The organism is Phycicoccus sp. Root563 (assembly GCF_001427915.1).
Taxonomy (GTDB): domain Bacteria; phylum Actinomycetota; class Actinomycetes; order Actinomycetales; family Dermatophilaceae; genus Pedococcus.
In genome coordinates this window covers 496,607-517,217 of the sequence record NZ_LMGM01000001.1, presented here as the reverse complement: position 1 = coordinate 517,217, position 20,611 = coordinate 496,607, and the positions used below count along the sequence as shown (strand labels likewise).

Here is a 20,611-nt window from a genome sequence, read left to right as displayed (position 1 = left end):
GCGACCGCTCAGCGCATGTTGCCGGTGTGACCGAGGCTGAAGCGCCCGGGCTGAGGCCACACGCACAGGCCGTGCGGACCGGAGTCGACGGGGATCCTGTGCAGGAGCCTGCCCGTCGTGGTGTCGAACACGTAGACCACGGCGTCGTAGCGTCCGGCGAGCCACAGCTGCGACCCGTCGGCGGTCACGCCGCCCATGTCCGGCGACCCTCCGCCCGGGATCCTCCACAGAGCCGTCCTGGCCAGCGTGGTGGAGTCGAGCACGGTGATGGTGCCCTCATCGCGGTTGGAGACGTAGACGTGCCTGGCGTCGCGCGACGGGTAGATGCCGTGGGCGCCGAGCCCGGTGCGGATGAACCTGGTCACCGTCAGGCGGCGTGCGTCGACGACCCAGACGCCGTTGCGCAGCATGTCCGCGACCAGGAAGTGCCTGCCGTCTGGGGCCAGCCGGACGTCCTGGGGCATCGCGCTGGCGCCGGGGGCCAGGCCGTTCTTGGGACTGCCCGGCATGGCCATCGCCTCGCCCGGGGAGGTCGCTCCAGGTGTCCTCACCGCGTTGAGGTCGATGACCTTGCGGACCTTCGTCGCTGCCCTGTCGATGACGAGGAGCTTGCCGCTGAACTCGCAGCTCGCCACGAAGAAGGACTGGTCGGCCGAGTAGTCGGCGTGGTTGATGCCCGAACAGGGCACCGACAGCGAACGCTGCAGCTTCATCGTGTGCGCGTCGCGGACGTCGATGCGGTGCAGGCGCTCGGCCATCACCAGCGCGTGGGCGCCGTCCGGGGTGAAATACAGGTTGTAGGGGTCCTGGACGGCCACCGGCCTGCCCGCGTGACCGGTCACCGGGTTGATCGGGGTCAGCGTGTTGCCCTTGTCGGCGTTGACCCACAACGTCTTCAGGTCCCACGAGGGCACGACGTGCTGGGGCTCCCGCGCGGTGTGGAAGCGCCCCACGACCTTGTAGGTGCGCGGATCGATGAGCTGCACCGTGTTGCTCAGGGTGTCGGGCACGTAGACCATCGGTCGCGCGCGGCGCGTGACGGTGGTGAGCGCCTGGGCGCCGGCGGCGGCATACACGTCGGGCGTGGTGGTGGTGCCGGCAGCAGCCACGGGTGCGACGCCGGAGGACGTGGTGGCCGCCGACGACGAGGTGTGGGGCGTGCTGTGGCCGGCGGCGCAGCCTCCCGCGCCCACCGCCAGGAGGAGGGCGAGGGCGGCGGTTCGCGCCATCCGCGAACGGCCGCGGCCGGTGGAGCGCGAGGGGAGCAGCCGAACGGGCATCGCAGGCACAGGCGTCCTCACGCGTCACGCAGCATCGTCGAGAGGGTGACGGCCCGGAGACCCTTGCGCTGCAGGCCCGCGAGGATGGCGGGCAGCGCGTCCACCGTGCCCCGGTGGCCGAAGTGGAGGCTGACGATGGACCCGGCCTTCACCGCTCCGAGGGTGCGGTCGCGGACGGCGGCTCCGCCGGGGTCACGGAAGTCCTCGGGATCCACGTCGTAGGAGACGCACCGGTGGTAGCCGGCGGCCGCGGCGGCAGCGCGGATCGTCGGGGTGCTGCGTTGCGTACCCGAGGGACGGAACCACCAGCCGGGCGTCCCGATCGCTGCCTCGAGGGCGTGGGCGCCACGGACGGCCTCGTCCACGGCCTGCGCCGCACTCAGCTGCTTCATCTGCTGGTGGCTCCACGTGTGGTTGCCGAGCTCGTGGCCCGCCGCCACCACCTGCCGACCGAGGTGCGGGTTCTGTCGCAGCCACGTGCCGACGGCGAAGACGGTGATCCCTGCCTCCGCGTCGGCGCACGCCCGGAGGATCTCGTGGGCCAGGTCTGCCGGTCCCTGGCCGTGGAAGGTGAGGGCCACCTGGTGGGTGGACGACGGGCCGTGGGTGATGTCGTCGCCGGCGGTCAGGGCGATCGCCGGCGGACCCGAACCGGGCCCCGCGACGTGGGCGGCCGTCGTGGTCGGAGCGCTCGTCGAGGACGTCGGGCTGCCTGCGGACGCGGGCCTCGCAGGCGATGTGGGGGAGGCCTGCGGCTGGCCTGACGGGGTGGAGCAGCTCGCGACGGCCAGGGCGGACGCGCCGGTGAGGGCCGCGCCCAGGACCGCCCGACGGGTCGGCGCGGGCGGGGAGGTTTCGGTGACCGGGTCCGGGCGCTGCTCCACAACCGCCCACGCTAGGTGGGTCGACTTGAGCGGTTCCTGAGAGAGCGTCGTCGAGTCAGGTCCTTGGTCCCGCAACCGCCGGTCCGACCGGTTCCTCGGGGACGGATACGGGCTCAGGAACCCGCGTAGAGGCTCGTCATCTGGCCGTCGGCGTCCAGCGTCGACAACAGGGCGTCACCGAGCTCGCGGAGCTGGGCGACCTGTCGCGCGTCGAGCGCGTCGAAGACCAGCCGCCGCACCGCGCCGACGTGCCCGGGTGCCGCCGCCACCACGGCCTCCATTCCCTCGGGCGTCAGGCGCGCGTTGGTGGCCCGTTTGTCCTGGGGGCAGGGGAACCGTTCCACCAGGCCGCGGTCCTCGAGGCGGCGCACGACGTGGGACAACCGGGGGAGGGTGGCATTGGTGCGCTGGGCCAGGGCCGTCATGCGCAGCGTCCGGTCGTCGGCTTCGGAGAGCATGGCCAGGACGAAGTACTCGAAGTGCGTCACCCCGGCCTCGCGGCGCAGCTGCGAGTCGAGTGCCGCGGGCAGCAGCTCGACGACCGCCATGAGGCGCAGCCAGGCCGCCCGCTCGTCGGGCTCGAGCCAGTTCGGTTCCATGGGCCGAGGCTAGATGAATACTTGATGGAACAACTAATTGGTGTAGGCTCTTACTTGAAGCATCAACCAATCACCACACCCCCGGGAGAGCGTCATGGCACACCTCAGCATCATCGGCACCGGCACCATGGGTCAGGCGATCGCGGCCGTCGCGGGTCGCGGAGGCCACACCGTCCAGCTGCTCGGGCAGTCCGACGCGAGCACCTCGATCACGGGCGACATAGTGGTGCTCGCCGTCCCCTACCCGGCCGTCGCCGCGGTCATCGCGGAGCGCGGGGAGTCCTTCGCCGGCAAGGTCGTCGTCGACATCACCAACCCCCTCAACTTCGAGACGTTCGACTCGCTCACGGTTGCCCCCGACGGTTCGGCCGCGGCCGAGATCGCTGCCGCCCTGCCGCAGTCGCACGTGCTGAAGGCGTTCAACACCAACTTCGCCGCGACGCTGGCCGGCGGCACGGTCGGAGACCTGCCGACCACCGTCCTCATCGCCGGTGACGACGCCGACGCCAAGTCCACGCTCGCCGGCATCGTCACGTCGGGCGGTCTCAAGGCCATCGACGCCGGACAGCTCTCGCGGGCCCGTGAGCTCGAGGCCATCGGCTTCCTGCAGATCACGCTGGCCGCCGGCGAGAAGATCGCCTGGACCGGCGGTTTCGGCGTCGTCCCGGCCTGACACGCAGGGGCGCCCCTGGTGCCTCACCGTCCCGCGAGCGTCACACCACCCACCCCCTTGGAGCACCCGTGAGCACCCCCGTCAGCCCGACCACCGGACCGACCCAGCCGTTCGGCCGCCCCGTGGTGGCCTGGTCCGGCTCGACCGACCCGAGCGTTCCGCTCGTCGTCCTGCTGCACGGGCGTGGTTCCACCGAGCGGGAGATCCAGGCGCTGGTTCCCCACCTCCCGCAGCAAGTGTCGTATGCCGCGGTGCGGGCTCCGATCGCCGAGGGTGGCGGCTTCGCCTGGTTCGCCAACCGGGGGATCGGCCGTCCCGTGGCCTCGTCGCTCGAGGCCACGATGGGCTGGTTCGAAACGTGGCTCGGCGAGGTCGCCCCTGCCGGGCGGCCCGTGATCCTGGTCGGGTTCAGTGGTGGCGCCGCGTTCGCCGGCGGTCTCGTCCTGTCGGATCCCTCCCGCTACTCCGGAGCGGCGATCCTCTACGGCACCTTGCCGTTCGACGCCGGTGTCCCCGTCACGACGGGCCGACTGGCGAACCTCCCCGTCCTCGTGGCCCAGGGCGAGGCGGACCAGGTCATCCCGCGCGAGCTCCTCGATGCCACCTGGACCTATCTGCTGGGCGAGTCCGGGGCGCCGACGGTGGCGCACCGGGCCCCGGGCGGTCACGGGATCACAGCCGCCAGCCTGCAGCGGCTGTCCGGCTGGATCGCAGATCGGTGCGACCACCTGCAGCACCACCCCGCCGCGCTGGTCGGTGTGCCGGTGTACCCCCACTGGTCACTCGTTCCTGGCGGAGTCCTGCCGCAGCGGTCTGGCGGACGGCCGGACGTGTCCTGGTCCATCCCGCAGCAGCAGGTGTCGCAGAACGCTCCGCTGGACCTCCAGGAGGCCCTCTTCAGCAGGATCAGCGCGCTGGAGGGCGTGACCGTCGCGGACTCCATGATCTCTGTGCCGGGGGCCCGCGCGTTCCTCCTCGCGGATCCTGGTGGCCCGGCTGAGGCCTACCTCGTTCCCCAGGTGGGGGAGTTCGCCCACCTCCACCCGGGGTACGACGGCTCGCTGCACCTCGCCCTCCCCGCCGAACTGGCCGCCGACCTCGTCGCGCACGGCTGGGGCGCCCCGCACCCGTGGGCGGGTACGCGTCTGGCCGCCGGCTTCGTCATGGTCTTCGGGCCGCGGACCCCGCAGGAGCTGGAGACGGTCTTCGGCGTCGTCGCCACGGCGCACCAGCTGAGCGCCGCCACGGCGTAGCACCGGTCTCGGGGTCCAGGAGGCTGCGCGGTCTCCGGCCGCCGACGAGGATCACCCCGGCCGCCGCGACGGCGAAGGCGATCATCGCCGGACCGTGGAGTGGGTCCAGGGCCGGGACCCAGCGCGCCAGGTGCAGGGCGAGGACGACCGTCAGGCTCCACCAGGGCCAACGCCTTCGCGATCCCGCCACGTCCCACAGCAGCGCCCCTGCCGCCAGTCCGGCCGTGTAGTAGCGGTTGGTGCCCGGGTCGAGGGCCAGCCGGCTGGCCATGACGAGCAGCAGGACCCCGGTCGTCCTCCGGCGCCACACCGCGACCCCGCCGAGGACGAGGCCGATGGCGGTCTGGAGAGGCCGGTCCCAGAACGGCGTCCGGGCCGCGCGGGGGTCCAGGAGGTGCAACCTGGACAGGGGGCGGTTGACGATCGTGTAGTGCATGGCGCGGATCGTCTGCGGGTCGGCGACGAAGAACGGCAGCCACCCCGCGGTCACGCCGACCACCGCCGCGCCGACGCCGATGGCCCGGGAGCGCAGGCCGGGGAGGGCCAAGAGCACGACCGTCACCGGGAGGGCCCAGGGCTTGGAGTCGACCGCCGCGGCAACGGCCACTCCAGCCCAGACGGGGTGGTCGGAGAGAACGCACGACAGGGCGATGACGCAGAACGTCAGGGCCAGGACGTCGTCGAGGTGGGCCGAGCTGATCGCGGCGTACAGCCAGACAGGCGTGAAGCACAATGTGGCCAGCAGGAGGGGACCCTCGGCGCCCTTGCGGGCCGCTGCGCCGCGTTGCCGGCGGAGACGGGCGTCGATGCCGTGGACGAGGACCACCACGGCGGCGCCCGACGCGGTTCCGAGGGCCTCTGCGGCGAGCAGGCCGTGGCCGGCCGACAGCTGGGGCAGCGCCCAGGCCAGGCCGAGCGCCACGGGGCCGATCTGGAGCAGCGGGTGCTCGGCATACACGTGCAGTCCCGCCGTGGTGCCGTCGTCGAGGTCGGCCAGAACCCGGCCACCGGTGGCGAAGAAGTGCCACGAGCCGCCGCCGTGCACCGCCAGGGCGGCGAACCAGCCCGCAGCCCAGACGGCGAGGACCACGGTGCGCCACCACGCCACGACCAGCGCCACGACCGACGCCACGACCGACGCCGGGTCCGGCGCCAGGAGGCGTCGGACGGCGCCGGAGGTCGCCATACGGGTCACGGCCTGAGTGTCGGCCGCCCGCCCTGAGCAGCGTCTGAGAGGTCGTGGACCACGCGGTGCGGTGGGCCCGGTTCGGCCCGGAGGAGGCCGGGCGGGACGCTCGCGAGGCAGGGGTGATCCGCAGTACGGGCTGCTCGACGTCCACCTCGGCGGGGATGGCAGCATGAGGCGACCACTCGAACGAAGGCTCAACCGGAGGACATCGCGTGAAGGTATTGCTGCTGGAGAACGTGCACGCACGTGCTGCCGAGGCGTTCCGCAGGAGTGGCCACGAGGTGGACCTGCGGGCCGCCTCCATGACCGAGGACGAGCTCGTCGAGGCGCTCGAGGGAGTGTCCCTGCTCGGCATACGGTCGAACACCAAGGTGACCCGACGGGTCCTCGAGTCGGCGCCCGACCTCCTGGCCGTGGGCTGCTTCTGCATCGGGACCAACCAGGTCGACGTCGCCGCGGCCTCCACGCTCGGGGTGGCGGTCTTCAACGCGCCCTTCTCGAACACCCGAAGCGTCGTCGAGCTCGTGCTCGGCGAGCTGATCGCGCTGGCGCGCCGCCTGCCCGAGAAGACCCAGCGCATGCACGACGGCATCTGGGACAAGTCGGCCAAGGGCAGCCGCGAGATCCGCGGTCGCACGCTGGGCATCATCGGGTACGGCAACATCGGCACCCAGCTGTCCAACGTGGCCGAGGCGGTGGGCCTGCGGGTCGTGTTCTACGACACCGCGGACCGTCCGGCCCACGGCAACGCCCGACGGGTCGACACGCTCGAGGAGCTCCTCGGCCAGTCGGACGTCGTGAGCCTGCACGTGGACGGTCGGCCGGGCAACGCCGGCCTGTTCGGCGCCGAGCAGCTCGCACAGATGAAGCCGGGGGCGGTGCTCATCAACGCCTCCCGCGGGATGGTCGTCGACGACCTCGCCCTGCGCGACCACATCCTGTCGGGACACCTCTCGGGTGCTGCCATCGACGTGTTCCCCGCCGAGCCCAAGGCGCAGGGCGACCCGTTCGACTCGCCGCTGCGCGGCCTCGACAACGTCATCCTCACCCCCCACGTGGGCGGTTCGACGCAGGAGGCGCAGGAGGAGATCGCCGGCTTCGTGTCGACCAAGCTGCTCGGGTTCGTCGAGGGCGGCTCCACGTCGCTGTCGGTGAACCTGCCCGAGGTCGCCGCACCGTCGGCCGACAGCGTCCAGCGGCTCGGGTACCTGCACCACAACGTCCCCGGCGTGCTCGCCTCGATCAACCAGATCTTCGCCGAGGCCGGCACGAACATCACCGGCCAGTCCCTGTCGACCCGCGGGGAGTACGGCTACGTCGTCACCGACACCGACACCCCGGTCCCCGAGGAGACGGCCGAACGCCTGCGCCAGCTCGACAACACGATCTGGATCCGGTCATGGGCCGTCTGAGCGGTCCGTGCACGCCGGGCCGGGGGAGCCGGGCATGACCGACACCGCCGCGCTGCAGGATCTCGCCGAGCTGCTGCCCGGACGGGTGGTCACCGACGGCATCGCGATGGAGGCCTTCTCGACCGACGCGTCCCGCGCCGTCCTGGTGGGCCCCCCGGCTGCGGTCGTCACGGCGACGTCGACGTCGGACGTCAGCGTGGCCCTGCGCTGGGCGAGCCGCCACCAGGTGCCGGTCTCGGTGCGTGGCAGCGGCACCGGGCTCACCGGGGGCGCCGTCGCCTACCCCGGGGGCCTCGTCATCTCCCTCGCCAGCATGGACGCCATCGAGGCCGTCGACCCCGCGAACCGCCTGGCCCACGTCCAGGCCGGCGTCATCACGGCCGACATCGACCGCGCTGCCGCGGCGCACGGCCTGATGTACGCACCCGACCCGGCCAGCTACCAGGAGTCGACCATCGGCGGGAACATCGCCACCAACGCCGGTGGGCTCAGGTGCGTGAAGTTCGGCGTGACGGCGGACAGCATCGCGGGCCTCGAGGTCGTCCTCGCGACCGGCGAGGTCATCAGGACCGGTGGCCAGACCCGCAAGGACGTCGTGGGGTACGACCTGACCCGGTTGTTCGTCGGCTCCGAGGGCACACTGGGCGTCGTCACGTCTGCGACGGTCCGGCTGCTGCCCCGACCCACGGGCGACACCATCACCTTCCGGGCGGCCTTCCCCTCCCTCGTCGACGCGGGGGAGGCGGTGACGGCGATCATGCGTCGCCCGAGCCCGCCCGACGTCATGGAGCTCATGGACCGCCTCAGCGTCGAGGCCGTCGAACGGCTCCAACCCACGGGGGCCGTCGTCGAGGGTGCTGCCGCCGTGCTCGTGGGCCAGTTCATCGGACCGGGGGCACGCGAGGACGTCGTCGCGGTGGCCGAGATCTGCCGCCGACAGAACGCGCTCGGCGTCGACCAGGCCGACGGCGACGTGCTGCTCGAGGCGCGTCGCGTGACCGGCCGGGCCCTCTCGGCCGAAGGGCTGCGGGTGTCCTCGGACATCGCGGTCCCGATCTCTCGCCTCGCCGACATGTTCGCCGCGATCGAGCAGATCGGTATGGCGCACGGGGTCTCGATCCCGACCTTCGCCCACGCCGGTGACGGGAACCTGCACCCCTCGGTCATCGTCGACCCCGACGACGCCGAGGCCCGCGACAGGGGGGAGATGGTCCTCGACGAGGTCAGCGACGCGGCCCTCGCCCTGGGCGGCACCCTCACCGGGGAGCACGGCATCGGCTCGCTGAAGCGGCACGCGCTGCCCAAGCAGCTCGACGCCCCCACGCTGGCGGCCCACCGGCTCGTCAAGCAGGCGTTCGACCCGCTCGGCATCCTCTCGCCGGGCCGCGGGATCTAGCGTCCGGCTGGGCGGGCAGGGACCCGTCGGGCGTCGCAGCACCCTCCGGGTTCCGTCGACTAGGCCTGCTCGCCGACCACGTGGGGCAGCCTGACCGTGAACGTGCTGCCCCTGCCCTGGGCCGACGCCACCTCGATGTCGCCCTGGTGCTGGGCGACGATGGCATGGACGATGCTCAGCCCTAGACCGGTGCCCTGGATCGCCTGCTCGGTCACGGTCGAGGAACGGAAGAATCGCCGGAACAGCTGACCGTGCTCGGCCTCGGGGATCCCCATGCCCGTGTCGTGGACGACGATCTCGCTGCCCGACGTGGTGTGGGCCAGCCGGACCTCGATGGAGCCACCGTCCGGAGTGAACTTCACCGCGTTGGTCAACAGGTTGAGCAGTGCCCGTTCGAGCTGCACCGGGTCGACGTGGCTGACCAGCGGCCCCTCGGGCACGACGGTCGAAATCTCGAGCGAGCGAGAGGCCAGTACCGGCGCGAGCGACTCGAGGGCCCCGCTCACCGTGCGGCGCAGGTCGGTGGGGACCAGCTTGAGCTGCAGGTCGGAGGACTCGATCTGCGACAGCGTCAGGAGGTCCTCGACGAGCAGCAGCAGTCGGCGGCTGTTGCGCTCGACCCGGCCGATGATGTCGTGCTGGCGGGTCGTGAGCTCCCCGGCCACGCCGTCGTCGAGGACCTCGGTGTAGCCGATGATGTTGGTGATGGGGGTGCGCAGCTCGTGGCTCACCGTGGCCAGGAAGTCGGCCTTGACCCGGTCGGTCTCACGCAGCCGCTCAGCCGCCTCCCGCTCGTGCTGGAGGCTCATCATCAGGGCCTCGTGGGCGGCCTCGCGTTCGGTGACGTCCTCCGCGGTCGCCAGGAAGCCGGACACCCCGCCGTCCTCGTCAGGGATGGCGCTGAGGGTCATCCGGACCGACCGTTCCTCACCGTCGCTGCGCCGGAACGACCACAGCCGGTGGGTGTCGCCGAGCCCGACCGAGGCCCGACAGATGCCGGCGAAGGTGGGCTCGGCGCTCAGGTCCGAGGCGTGGCGACGGAGCTCGTCGGGGGACAGGTAGGCGTCCAGCAGGCTCCCGACCACGGCCTCGGGCCTGCGCCCCAGCATCGTCTCCGCGCCGGGGTTGAACAGGACGACCCTGCCGTCGCGGTCCGTGGTGACGACCGCGGTGCCGGTGGCCTGGGCCACGAGCCGTTCCCGGGTCTCGCGTTCCCGAGCCGCGCTCGCCGCCGACATCCGTTGCTGGGTGGCCATGACGGCCAGCGGCAGCAGGATCAGTCCCGAGTCGATGAGGAACAGCTGGAGCACGCCGGCGGCGAGCTCGGGTGAGAGGTCGTAGCGCGCCCTGATGTCCCAGATGGGCCCGAGGTGGGCCGCTGTCAGGCCGGAGCCGATCACCCCGACCGCGGTGAGGAGCAGAGTGGCCTCCCGCAAGGTTCCGCGGAACGCCAGCCAGGCGAACATCGGCATCACCACGAAGATGATCGGTGGCGCGTCGGCCACCACGAACACCACCACGGTCGTGGCGAGGAGGATCACCGACTGCACCAGGCGCTCGCGCTGACCGGCCAGCGGCTGGAACCTGGGGGTCCTCAGGAACAGCGGCAGCAGGACCATCAGTGAGGCGGTGTGGGAACCGAAGGCGGCCAGCGCACCCAGCAGGGGGTTGCCGGTGCCGGTGACGGCGCACACCGCGCCATACCCCAGGCCCGCCACGGCGGCGCCCATGGCCGTGGAGCCGATCATCGTGGACACGTCACCCTTGTCGAGCAGGGCAGCCCGTCCGCTGCTGCGGATGAGCAGCTGCCGAACCACGTGCGCCGCCACCACCGAGCTGGCGCTGAACCCCGTCGCGATGGCCAACGGGTAGCCGCGCAGGAGGTAGGCGACCACCATGACGGCGAAACCCGCCGCGAGCAGCCGTGGTCGCCAGACCCGGGACGAGGTCAGGTGGAATCCCGCGATGAGCCCCACAGCGGGCCACACGGCCGGGACCCGGCTCGACGCGTCGACATCGCCCAGGACCAGCCACGCCGCGGCGAACACGCTCAGCTGGAGCAGGACCACCCGGAACGCCCGGTGCCCGGGCACGTGTCCAGCACGCAGCCGCCATCCCTGTGCGGCTCTCATCGCATCCACGCCGTTCCCTCGCCAGAGTCTCGACACGGAGTCATCGAGTACGGACTCCCATCGGCCGGGGGAGCCGCGACCTGAGGCCTCGGACCCGGCGGATTACGGGGGCGACGCCTGGCCCTCGACGGGCAGGATGGGGGCATGACTCGACTCCTCGACACCACGGCGCCCGTCACCCTGGAGCCTGTTCCCGCCACCACCGTCGTCGAGGGCAGCCCTCAGGCCGGTGCGCGGCCGCTCGCCGAGGTCGTCGGGACAGAGGTCGGCGTGTGGGAGCTGACGGCCGGCACCGTCACGGACGTCGAGGTCGACGAGGTGTTCGTGGTGCTGAGCGGGTCCGCGACCGTCAGCTTCGAGGATGGCGAGGTGATCGACCTCGGGCCCGGCGTCACCGTCCACCTGCGGGCGGGCGACCGGACGACGTGGACGGTGCACGAGGTCCTGCGCAAGGTGTACGTCGCCGGGGCCTGAGACCAAAGCGGCTCGGACGTGCCTCGCCGCAGGACCTGACCCGGCGTCAGCAGGCGCTTGGGTTCAGGCCGAGACACGCGTCCGGCGCGCGTGCGGAGCCGTTGCCGCCGGTGACGCCGGTGACGCGGATGACGTCGGTGAAGCCGGTGTCGCGGACCCGGTCGCCAGGGCGCGGAGCCGGTCGGTGCTCACCCGCTGCACGAGCAGCGGGACGTAGTCACGGACCGGTCCGTCGAACGTGCCGTAGACCTCGTCGACGACCGTTCGCACCGCCTCGGGGTCCACGGACGGGAACTTCGACACCAACTGGCCGACGACCTGCTCGAGGGCGCTGGCCTCATGAATGCTGGACACGTCCAGCAGCGTCCTCCTCGCGCCTGTGCTCCGCAAGGCTTGCCGGCTCCGTCTCGCCTGTCGTCCGCAGGGGGTCGGGGTTTGCTTGACTGTGCGCATGCCGACCGATGACTGGCACACCGACTCGCTCGACCTCGAGGGGTACCTGCTTCGGGTCGGGCTGCCTGCCAGGGCCCCGGGGGTCGATGCGCTGGCGGAGCTGCACGAGGCCCACGTCCGCACCTTCACGTTCGACAACATCGACGTGCTGCTCGGCCAGCACCCCGGTGTCTCGCTCGACGCAGTGCAGGAGAAGTTCGTCGGCCGGGGACGGGGTGGGTACTGCTTCGAGCACAGCACCATCTTCGCCGCCGTCCTGCACCGACTGGGGTATGACGTGCGCCGGCACCTCGGTCGGGTCGGCGATCCCGCGGCCGGGACCCAGCAGGGTCGCACCCACATGGTCGTCGAGGTCGTCCTGGACGGGCGGCGGCTGCTGTGCGACACCGGGTTCGGGATGAGCCTGCTGCGGCCGATCCCGCTGGAGGACGGCGCCCGCGCCGAACAGGAGCCGGGCTGGGACTACCGGGTGCGGCACACCCCGGGAGGTTGGGCCCTGGACCGCCGGCACGGACAGGACTGGGAGGTCACGCACACCACCGACGAGCTCGAGGTGCGGCCGGTCGACGTCGTGATGGGGCACCACTTCACGAGCACCTTCCCGGGCTCGCACTTCACCCGCGGCCTCATGGTCACCAAGCACCTGCCGGGCCGCCACGTCGCGGTGACCCACGAGGCGCTGACCATCCGCACTCCCGGCGAACCGACCCAGCACCGCCCCCTGGCGGTCGACGAGGTCGATGAGTGGCTGACGACGCTGTCCGTGCCCTTGTCGTCGGAGGAGCGACGTCGCCTGCTGCGCACGCTTGGCTCGTGAGGTGCCTCCGCCCGGGCCGGGGTGGGACCGGCACGACGTGACCCCGCACCCGTGAGGGAGGGTGCGGGGCCACGCCTGTCGATCGGGCGGTGCCTGTCGACCTAGGGGATGTACGGCACCACCCACACGTGGCCCCTGCCGGACCTGGCACCCGCCGTGACGTCCTCGGTGACGTAGAGGTCCGAGCTCGTGGGGTCCACGAACAGACCCTGGGCGAACGGGAACCCGGTCGTGCCTCCCGGCGTCAGGCTCGGGTCTGCCGGACGGGTGCAGGTGAGGGAGCAGTACACCGTCGCCTCGGGTGACCCGGCCGCCGGAACCTTGCCAGCGGTGACGTACACGGTGCCCGCGGACCCACCGGGCAGCGCGGCCGTCAATGTCGAGGCGTCGAACCGGTAGATCGTGGCGTTCGCGGTGCCGGGCGACTCCGAGATGTAGACCAGGTTGTGCTTCGAGTCAGCAGCCACCCCGGCGATGAAGACCGGCGCGGGGGTCGGCAGGAAGTCGACCGTGGTCGTCTGGCACGGTGCCGGGTTGGGGCTGGCGGTGGGGTTGGCGCAGGCGGCCGTGGTGTCGAAGTAGGTCGCGGCGTTGTTCTCCGGCAGGAAGAGCCGGTTGCCGAGGAGACTCATCGTCCCGTTGATCCCGCGGCTGGCAGCGCCGACCTTCTGCGCCTGCGTCACCGCCACGACGTCCACGGTCTGCGACCTCGGGTCACCCGCGATGCCGTTGATGCGGCGGATGTTCCCGTCCACCAGGTCGCCGACGTACAGGGTGTCGTGGGCGGCGTCGAGGGCCAAGGAGTTGGTCTTCAGGTTGTCCAGCAGCCCGGGGGCCATGCCGACGGGCGCATCGATCGTCGCGGTGTCGGGGTGGAAGGTCAGTCGCCAGACGCCGGGGCTCCGGACCGCGTTGTCGGGCACGTACACCCAGTGCGTCCCGTCGGCCCTGGCGCGCGGGTCGTAGACGGCCTGGCCGGGGGAGCCGATGGTGAAGCCGGGGTCGCAGGCTGCGACGTTGGGCGCGTTCACCTTGGTCCCCGGCACGGGGTCGAGACGGCACAGCCCGTTGCCGTGGTCGGAGACCCAGTAGTGCCCACCGGACGAGGTGCCGTCGGGGATCCAGGTCACCCCACCCTTGGGCGCGGTCACTCCGGAGCTGTACAGCGTGCCGATCGGCGCGGCATACGTGAACCGGTCGGCGGCCACGGCGGCGCTGGTGCCGGCGGTGGTGGTGACCTGGACGTCAACCACGGAGCCGTCGGTGCCGGCGGGACTCACCACGGTGCACTGGGACCCGTCGGCCAGGCAGCTGACGCCCGTTCCGGACGCCGTCCCGAAGCTGATCGTCGCGGTGCCGTCGGGGCTGACCAGGGCCGTGCCCTTGACGGTGACCGCCGTCCCGCCCTTGGCGAGGCCTGTCGTCGGGCTGATGCCGGTGACGACCGGGCTCCCGGGCGCGGGGGCCGTCGCCGTGTAGGTGAACTGGTCGGCCCCCACCCTGGCGCTGGTCTGCGACTCGACGTTGGTCACCCGCACGTCCACGACGCCGGAACCGGTCGAGGCCGGCGAGGTCGCCGTGCAGGAGGTCCCGTCGGCCAGGCACGACACAGCCGTTGCGTGCAGGGTGCCGAAGCTGATGGTGGTCCCGAAGGCGACCGGGTCCGCCGACCCTGCGACGGAGTTCACGAGGTTCTTGCCCGTGACGGTCACCGCGAGCCCACCGGCGACGTCGCCCGTGGCGGGGGAGACACCGGTGACGCTGGGCTGTGAGGCGGCGCCCGCCACCTTCCACTCGTGCGCCTGGGCGTTGACCGGGGTCGCGAGGGGGAAGCTGGGGTCGTCCCCGACGTACACGTCGAGTGTCGCCGGGTCGACGGCCACGCCGGTGATGTTCTGGTACTGCGTGCGGCGGACCCCGTCGAACGTCGAGGTGTACGCCGGGCTGATGTCGGTGGACAGGACGTCCGTCGCGCCCGTGCGGGGGTTGTACGTCAGGACCTGCGACGGCGTGTTCCGCGGTGCGTCGGCGATGTAGAGGACCTTGCCGTCGTTGGCCAGGCCGCCCGGGAAGCTGAAGAGCGCGGCGCCGTTGGCGCTGGCCACCGTGGTGGCCGTGCACGCCGAGGCGCCACAGGCGGGCCGCCCGCCGGTGCCGTCGACGTCCTTGATGACCGACATCCCCGCGCCACCGAGCTCCGCAACGTACAGGTCGTGGTGGGTGACCCCGTCGGACCCCGTCAGGGAGATCAGGCTGAGGGCGTTGACCCCGCGGCCGTCAGAGGTCGAGCCGATCTTCGTCACCGTCGGCGTGACCGTGGCGCCCGTGCGGTCCTTCCCGGAGGGGTTGAGCACCTGCATGATGTCGCCGGACTTGAGGTAGCCGACGTAGAGCCGTTCGGCGCCGTCGGGTCCGGTGCCGAGGGCGATGCCCTGGGCGCGTCCACCACCCGATCCGCCGCCGACTGCCGTCACGTTCGGCACCTGGAGCGCCGTGGCACCGCCCAGCCCGTCCGAGGCGGCGGTGTAGGTGAAGCGGAGGACCTGGTTGGTCTTGCTCGACGAGTCCGCTTGGTAGACAAGGTTCTTCGTGGAGTCGTAGGCCACCTGGCCGCCCTTTGCCGTGCCGTTGCACTTGGTGGTGCCGGCCGTCGCGGGAAGGGTCTCGCACAGACCCAGCACCCCGTCGCTGACCCAGAAGTGGCCGCCTCCCCCGGGGAGGAAGACCCCGCCGCCGGGTCGGGTGAGGTTCTGCGCCACCAGGGTGCCCGTGACGAGGGCTGCCTGGGCCGTGGTGGCCAGCGTCGCGGAACCCGCGACCGCCAGCAGGGACGCGACCGCGACGGCGCCCAGCGCCTTGCGACGCCTGCTCCCGACCGTGCTCGCTGCTGGTGGGACCGGAACCGCGAGGCCAGCCTGCCCCCAGCTCTGCCTCCGAGGCTGTGTGCTCATTTCGTCCTCCGTGGTCTCGGGCGGTGGTCCGAGGGATCCCGTCCCTGTTCGTCGACACCGGATGTGTCGTACCGATGCATCGTCTCTGCGTGACCTCGGGGTCACCTCGGGCCGCCAGCCCCCTCAGATGGGGGACCTGCTCAGGCGGAGCTGGCCACCCTCAGGCCGCAGCGGTGCCGGGCCGTGGCGATGAGGGCGTCGAGGGCCCGACAGGCCTCCTCGAGGCCCGTGGCGTCGCCGGTGCGCTCGACGGAACGAAGGGGTGGGGGAGAGAGCTCGGCGTGCACGCGCAGGACCGCTTGCAGCAGGCTCCCCAGCCCCCCGTCGTCACCCCGGGTCCCGGCGAGCAGTCGGCTGAAGGCCGCCCTGACCCCGGGACCGGGGGCGCAGCCGAGCTCTCGGTCGAAGAGTCGCCGGCAGGTGTCGTAGGCGCGCACACCGTCAGCGTGCAGGCCGCGCACCTCCAACGACTCCAGCAGCACCCTCCAGGCCGTCTCGTCGAAGGCGTCACGGTCCAGGGCCCGACGGGCCCAGTGTTCGGCGAGGACGGGCTGGTCGGCGTCGAGCGCCAGCATCCCGGCCTCGACCACCACCTTGCCGACGAGGGCGGCGTGCGCTCGGCGCTCTTCCTCGAGCCACGACGGGGCGAGCTCGTCCGGGACGAGGCCACCCTCCACGAGCAGGAGGCCGGCGGCGTAGTCCACCAGCGCCCGCGTCGGAGGGTTCCCGGGGCGTCGCGCGGCTGCCACGAGGGCACGGAAGCGCTCGACGTCCACCTCGACCAGCGACGGGTCCGCGAGGTACCCCCCGGGCACGGTGCGGACCGGGCTGTCCTGTCCCGGGTGCAGGGGCTCGATGCGCTTGCGCAGCAGGCTGACGTAGCCCTCGAGCGTGCCTGTCGCCCCCGACGGCGGCGCGTCTCCCCAGAGCGCCTCGACGAGGCGCGCCTTCGTGACCGGCTGGCCGGCCCGCAGGAGCAGTGCGATGAGGATGTGGCGCGGTTTCGTCCCCCCGAGCTCGCGCGGACCGAGCACCGATCCGTGCCCCGTGACCGTCACCCGTCCGCACAGCGTGGCCCGCAGCACCGCGGTGCCTGTGATGTCCTCGACCCCATCCCCACCGGTCATGGCCGTTCCCCTTCCGCCACGACCATGCTCGCGCCGAGCAGCGATCCAGGGCTCCGGCAGCCTCGGGGTCGAACGACACCCAATCTGGGGCGGTGGGATCCACGCGCCCACGGCGGTCGCGATCGTTCGCTGCGGTTTGCTGTGGTTCACGACACCATCGGGTGGCCACGATGGTTCGCACGGACTATGGCCCGGGGGACGGGCCGCGCGGATACTGGGCTTGCTGGGCGGGGGTCCACGGCGTGGGGGACGCCGCGCCCTGCATCGGGGGTGACCTGTGGGGAGGTGGCGGCTCTGGTGGGCGAGGTGATGACGCGCGTGCTCGTCGTCGACGACCACGGGACCGTCGCCGACGCCGTGGCCGTCGCCATCTCGAGGGAGGACGACCTCGAGTGCATCGCGACCACGGGCGACGCGGACGAGGCGCTGAGGTTGGCCGGCGAGCTCCGCCCGGACGTGGTCGTCATGGACGTCCGACTCCGCGACGCGGACGGGATCGACACGACGTCGCGGCTGCTCGCCACCGCACCAGCGACGCGGGTCATCATCCTCACCGGGTTCGTCACACGTGGGCTGCTCGAGCGTGCCGTCGCTGCGGGCGCCTGCGGGCTCATGCCCAAGGACGGGCAGCTCGACGACCTCCTGGCCGCGGTCCGGTCGTCGCGCCGGGACGACTTCATGGTGCACCCCAGCCTGGTGCGGCTCCTCGTCGGTGGTGGTGCCGGGAAGCACCACCCCCCGACCACCCCCCTCACCTCCCGGGAGCGGGACGTCCTTGCGCGCCTGGCGGCGGGCGAGGACGCCGGCGGGATCGCCCGCGGCCTCGGCATCTCGCTCCTGACGTGTCGGGGCCACATCAAGAACATCCTGTCCAAGCTGGGTGCCCACACCCAGCTCGAGGCGGTCGTGACGGCGCACCGCCGCGGACTCATCCAGCTCGATGACCCCGACTAGGCTCCTGGCGCGGTGGAGGAGACCGGTCGGGGGCCGGTCCCTGGCCTTCGCCGTCACGCGGTACCTCCTCTCCAGCGCGGTGGTCCTCGTGGCCGTCGGCATCGCGGTGGTGCTCGTCGCCCGCACCCTTGCCGCCGACATCGCGCTGGGTGAGGCGCGCGTGCGCGGTGCGGCCTTCGCCCACACCGTCGCCGCGCCCCTCGTCGACGCGGCCGTGCGTAGGGGTGACCCGGCGCGGACCACGGTGTTCGCCAACGTGATGCGGGCGCGACTGCAGGACGGGTCGATCGTCCACGTGAAGCTCTGGGGGCCGGACGGGAAGGTCATCTGGTCCGACGAGTCCGCCCTGATCGGCGAGCGCTACCCCCTGGACGCCGACGTGGCGGAGCTGTTCGGCACCGAGAAGGTCACCGCAGCAGTGTCCGACCTGACCAAGGTCGAGAACGTCGAGGACCGCCCCAGCCGCCAGCTGCTCGAGGTGTACGCCGGTGCGCACGACGCCGAAGGACAGCCGATCGTGTTCGAGTCCTACTGGTCGACCGACCGGATGCGCGCCGACAACCGCGACATCGTCGTCAAGCTGTCGTTGCTCGCCCTGGGTGCCCTGGCCCTCTTCCAGCTCGCGCTGCTGCCCCTGGTGCGCACCCTCGTGCGCAGGGTCGACAAGGCCCGGGACGAGCGGAACGTCATGGTGCGCCACGCGTTGTCCGCGTCGGACCTGGAGCGGCGCCGGATCGCCGCGGACCTCCACGACGGCCTCGTCCAGGACCTGACGGGGCTGGCGTACACGCTCCCGGCGGTGATCCGGGCGATCCCGGAGTCCGACGCCGACTCACGGCGGGTGCTGGTCGCCGTGCGTGAGGGGCTCGACCGGGACGTCATCGCCCTGCGTGGTCTGCTGACCGACATCTACCCTGCGGACCTGGCCGACGAGGGGCTGCTCGTCGCCGTCGAGGAGCTGGCCGAACGAGCACGCGAGAAGGGGCTGGACGTGCACGTGCGCATCGACCCCGAGATCCCACGCGCCTCCGCCGAGTCGGTCCAGCTCGTCTACCGGGTCGTGCGGGAAGCGCTGCGCAACGTCGTGCGCCACGCCCACGCCTCGTCCGCGTGGGTGGAGGCGTGGGTGGAAGGGCCGGTGGCCCGCGTGACGGTGGCCGACGACGGAGTGGGTATGGCGCCGGGTGCCACGGAGCGCGGTCATGTCGGCCTTCGCCTGCTCGCGGACACCCTGGTCGACTTCGGGGGCGGCCTCGAGCTGGGCACCCCGAAGGGTGGCGGGGTCGAGGTCCGGGCGACCATCCCGTTGACCCTCGACCCGCGGCTGACCTCGCTGGACACCGTGCGCTCCGATCCGGCGTCCCGCCGTGACTAGCAGGTGTTCGTCGGGCCCGAGGTCAGCCCGAGGCCGTTCGGCGACGATGCGTCCACGGGCCTGGTGCAGTGGCCCTTCCGCTACGACAAGGAGGTCGAGGTGATCCGGGTCCTCGTCGTCGACGACTCGGCCCCGGTGCGGCTGGGGCTGCTGGCCCTGTTCGCCTCGCAGCACGACCTCGTGGTCTGCGGGGATGCACGGGACGGCCACGCAGGGGTGCTCATGGCCACGACCACGTCCCCCGACGTGGTCGTCATGGATCTCTCGATGCCCGGACTCGACGGCCTGGAGGCCACCCGCCAGATCCTCGAAGCAGCCCCCCACGTCCGAGTGGTCGTGCTGACCGGACGCTCCCGCGCTCGCTCGGAGAAGGCGGCTCTGGAGGCGGGGGCCACCGTCTTCGTCATGAAGGGAGACGGGCCGGAGTCGTTGCTGGCGGCCGTCCGGGCGGCGAGCCCAGTGACCTGAGCACAACACTTCTCAGTGGTGGTGCCCCGCGACGGTGGAGCCGTGGGCGGGGGCGACGCCGAAGCCGTCGAAGCCCGCGAGCCCGGTGCCGGAGAACCCGACCGTGGTCACCGTGAGCAGGGCCATGACGGCGATCCAGCCGCGGTGTGGCCCGGTCCCTGGCCGGGACCCCAGCCCGGGTCGCGCGAGGACGAGGACGACTGCTGCCGCCAGGGTGGCGAGCTCGAGCAGGCAGGCGGAGACGTCCGCCAGCCCGACGGCCTCGGCGGTGCCCGGCTCGGGCCCGAACGGCAGCCCCACGGTCCGCGAGCAGAGCCACACCAGGAGCGGTCCCAGCGAGGCGACCGCCGCGGCCACCAGGGTGGATGCCCGGGGTCGTCGGATGACGAGGATCGCGGCGGCGAGCTCGACACCGGTGAGTGCGACGAAGAAGGCGCCGGCCGCGGGCCACTCGACCAGGTGCTCGGGTACCACGGCGCCGTGGATCACCGCGCTGCACACCAGTCCGACGGCGAGCAGGCGGCGCAGGTCGTCCGCGCGGGAGCGTGCCGCGCCCTCGGCCCGCCCGGGCGCGCTGACCCGGAGCCTTCCCCCGCGCACCGCCACCACCCAGCCGACCAGGACGAGGTTGGTGAGCAGGATCAGCCCCATCCCCATGACGACCGAACGCTCCTGCAGGGCGAGCGTCGCCCGGCGCTGGATGCCCAGGCAGTCTCCGGCCACGCACCGGCCCTGCATCGTGGCCATGAGGCCGAGCTGGCTGCTCTCGAGCTCGTAGTCGTAGGCCGTGCTGGCCCCGAGGGCGAGGAGTCCGGCGACGGTCCCGGCGAGGGCGATGAGCAGGGCCGTGACAGGGACCGAGGGCCGGGCTCGCAGCACCGGGCCGTACAGCCGGGCCGAGAGGACGAGCGCTGCGAGCACGGCCAGCACGAAGGCGGGGACGAGGACGGTGGAGTCACGCACCCAGCTGCCGAACAGGTCCTGCGTGCGTTGGATGGCTCCGAAGGCGCCCCGCAGCGACGTCATCCAGTACCCGTCCGCGAACGACATCAGCACGGCAAGCGGCAGGACGGTCAGCCAGGGGACGGCTGCGCGGCCGGCGACCGCGGGACGGTTCGTGGCGATGGAGGTGGACATGGAGGTGGACATGGAGGTGGACACGGCGCACTCTCTC

General features: G+C 72.2%; 17 protein-coding genes and 1 pseudogene. 9 read left to right on the top strand and 9 right to left on the bottom strand.

The genetic code is table 11. The annotated features are described in order from the left end of the window. Positions 1 to 8: 8 nt before the first annotated feature. The 3 genes from ASD62_RS02450 to ASD62_RS02440 form a co-directional block, all read right to left on the bottom strand. Positions 9 to 1,280 carry a YncE family protein gene (locus ASD62_RS02450; protein WP_056914611.1) on the bottom strand — a complete coding sequence of 424 codons (1,272 nt, stop codon included), beginning with the start codon at positions 1,278 to 1,280 and terminating at the stop codon, positions 9 to 11. Positions 1,281 to 1,297: 17 nt separating this feature from the next. Next, a complete protein-coding gene (locus ASD62_RS02445) occupies positions 1,298 to 2,164 on the bottom strand; it encodes a polysaccharide deacetylase family protein (RefSeq protein ID WP_235530604.1) in 867 nt (288 codons plus the stop codon). Between the two features lie 113 nt (positions 2,165 to 2,277). Next, entirely contained in the window at positions 2,278 to 2,763 is a 486-nt protein-coding gene (locus ASD62_RS02440) for a MarR family winged helix-turn-helix transcriptional regulator (protein ID WP_056914610.1), read from the bottom strand. A gap of 94 nt (positions 2,764 to 2,857) precedes the next feature. Here ASD62_RS02440 and ASD62_RS02435 point away from each other — a divergent pair, with 94 nt between their 5' ends. Together ASD62_RS02435 and ASD62_RS02430 are read left to right on the top strand one after the other, a co-directional pair. Beyond that, on the top strand, positions 2,858 to 3,436 hold the full coding sequence (locus tag ASD62_RS02435) for an NADPH-dependent F420 reductase (RefSeq protein ID WP_056914609.1): 579 nt from the start codon (positions 2,858 to 2,860) through the stop codon (positions 3,434 to 3,436). 68 nt (positions 3,437 to 3,504) lie between these two features. Further along, positions 3,505 to 4,689, top strand: a complete 1,185-nt coding sequence (locus ASD62_RS02430) for a luciferase family protein (RefSeq protein WP_082580526.1) — start codon at positions 3,505 to 3,507, stop codon at positions 4,687 to 4,689. Here ASD62_RS02430 and ASD62_RS02425 read toward each other — a convergent pair. Further along, a complete protein-coding gene (locus ASD62_RS02425) occupies positions 4,598 to 5,884 on the bottom strand; it encodes a hypothetical protein (protein ID WP_157581228.1) in 1,287 nt (428 codons plus the stop codon). The genes ASD62_RS02430 and ASD62_RS02425 overlap by 92 nt on opposite strands. Before the next feature lie 203 nt (positions 5,885 to 6,087). On the opposite strand from ASD62_RS02425, the pseudogene serA reads away from it, so the two are divergent. Beyond that, a pseudogene (serA, locus tag ASD62_RS02420) lies at positions 6,088 to 7,290 on the top strand (phosphoglycerate dehydrogenase); the annotation flags it as partial. A gap of 34 nt (positions 7,291 to 7,324) precedes the next feature. Then, positions 7,325 to 8,686 (top strand): FAD-binding oxidoreductase, encoded by a 1,362-nt coding sequence (locus ASD62_RS02415; protein ID WP_056914606.1) that lies wholly within the window; start codon positions 7,325 to 7,327, stop codon positions 8,684 to 8,686. Between the two features lie 59 nt (positions 8,687 to 8,745). On the opposite strand, the gene ASD62_RS02410 is transcribed toward ASD62_RS02415, so the two are convergent. Next, positions 8,746 to 10,818, bottom strand: coding sequence for an ATP-binding protein (locus tag ASD62_RS02410; protein ID WP_235530603.1), 2,073 nt, complete (start codon positions 10,816 to 10,818; stop codon positions 8,746 to 8,748). A gap of 144 nt (positions 10,819 to 10,962) precedes the next feature. Between ASD62_RS02410 and ASD62_RS02405 the strand changes: the two genes are divergently transcribed. After that, entirely contained in the window at positions 10,963 to 11,292 is a 330-nt protein-coding gene (locus ASD62_RS02405) for a cupin domain-containing protein (RefSeq protein WP_056914604.1), read from the top strand. Between the two features lie 63 nt (positions 11,293 to 11,355). Here ASD62_RS02405 and ASD62_RS02400 read toward each other — a convergent pair whose 3' ends face one another. After that, positions 11,356 to 11,646 (bottom strand): three-helix bundle dimerization domain-containing protein, encoded by a 291-nt coding sequence (locus ASD62_RS02400; protein ID WP_056914603.1) that lies wholly within the window; start codon positions 11,644 to 11,646, stop codon positions 11,356 to 11,358. 97 nt (positions 11,647 to 11,743) lie between these two features. Here ASD62_RS02400 and ASD62_RS02395 point away from each other — a divergent pair, with 97 nt between their 5' ends. Continuing rightward, entirely contained in the window at positions 11,744 to 12,562 is an 819-nt protein-coding gene (locus tag ASD62_RS02395) for an arylamine N-acetyltransferase (RefSeq protein WP_056917101.1), read from the top strand. 101 nt (positions 12,563 to 12,663) lie between these two features. Here ASD62_RS02395 and ASD62_RS02390 read toward each other — a convergent pair whose 3' ends face one another. Then, a complete protein-coding gene (locus ASD62_RS02390) occupies positions 12,664 to 15,513 on the bottom strand; it encodes an IPT/TIG domain-containing protein (protein WP_056914602.1) in 2,850 nt (949 codons plus the stop codon). A gap of 140 nt (positions 15,514 to 15,653) precedes the next feature. Further along, positions 15,654 to 16,640 carry a BTAD domain-containing putative transcriptional regulator gene (locus ASD62_RS02385; protein WP_056914601.1) on the bottom strand — a complete coding sequence of 329 codons (987 nt, stop codon included), beginning with the start codon at positions 16,638 to 16,640 and terminating at the stop codon, positions 15,654 to 15,656. Between the two features lie 309 nt (positions 16,641 to 16,949). Between ASD62_RS02385 and ASD62_RS02380 the strand changes: the two genes are divergently transcribed. Genes ASD62_RS02380 through ASD62_RS02370 form a run of 3 tightly spaced genes read left to right on the top strand, consistent with a single transcriptional unit; the run spans position 16,950 to position 19,437 of the window. Then, on the top strand, positions 16,950 to 17,594 hold the full coding sequence (locus ASD62_RS02380) for a response regulator transcription factor (RefSeq protein WP_162254747.1): 645 nt from the start codon (positions 16,950 to 16,952) through the stop codon (positions 17,592 to 17,594). Beyond that, entirely contained in the window at positions 17,581 to 18,969 is a 1,389-nt protein-coding gene (locus ASD62_RS02375) for a sensor histidine kinase (protein ID WP_056914599.1), read from the top strand. Before ASD62_RS02380 ends, ASD62_RS02375 begins: the two co-directional genes overlap by 14 nt. A 3-nt stretch (positions 18,970 to 18,972) precedes the next feature. Continuing rightward, positions 18,973 to 19,437: a response regulator transcription factor gene (locus tag ASD62_RS02370; RefSeq protein WP_056914598.1), complete on the top strand. Its 465-nt coding sequence runs from the start codon at positions 18,973 to 18,975 to the stop codon at positions 19,435 to 19,437. Positions 19,438 to 19,449: 12 nt separating this feature from the next. On the opposite strand, the gene ASD62_RS02365 is transcribed toward ASD62_RS02370, so the two are convergent. Continuing rightward, on the bottom strand, positions 19,450 to 20,598 hold the full coding sequence (locus tag ASD62_RS02365) for a hypothetical protein (RefSeq protein ID WP_056914597.1): 1,149 nt from the start codon (positions 20,596 to 20,598) through the stop codon (positions 19,450 to 19,452). Between the last annotated feature and the right edge of the window lie 13 nt (positions 20,599 to 20,611).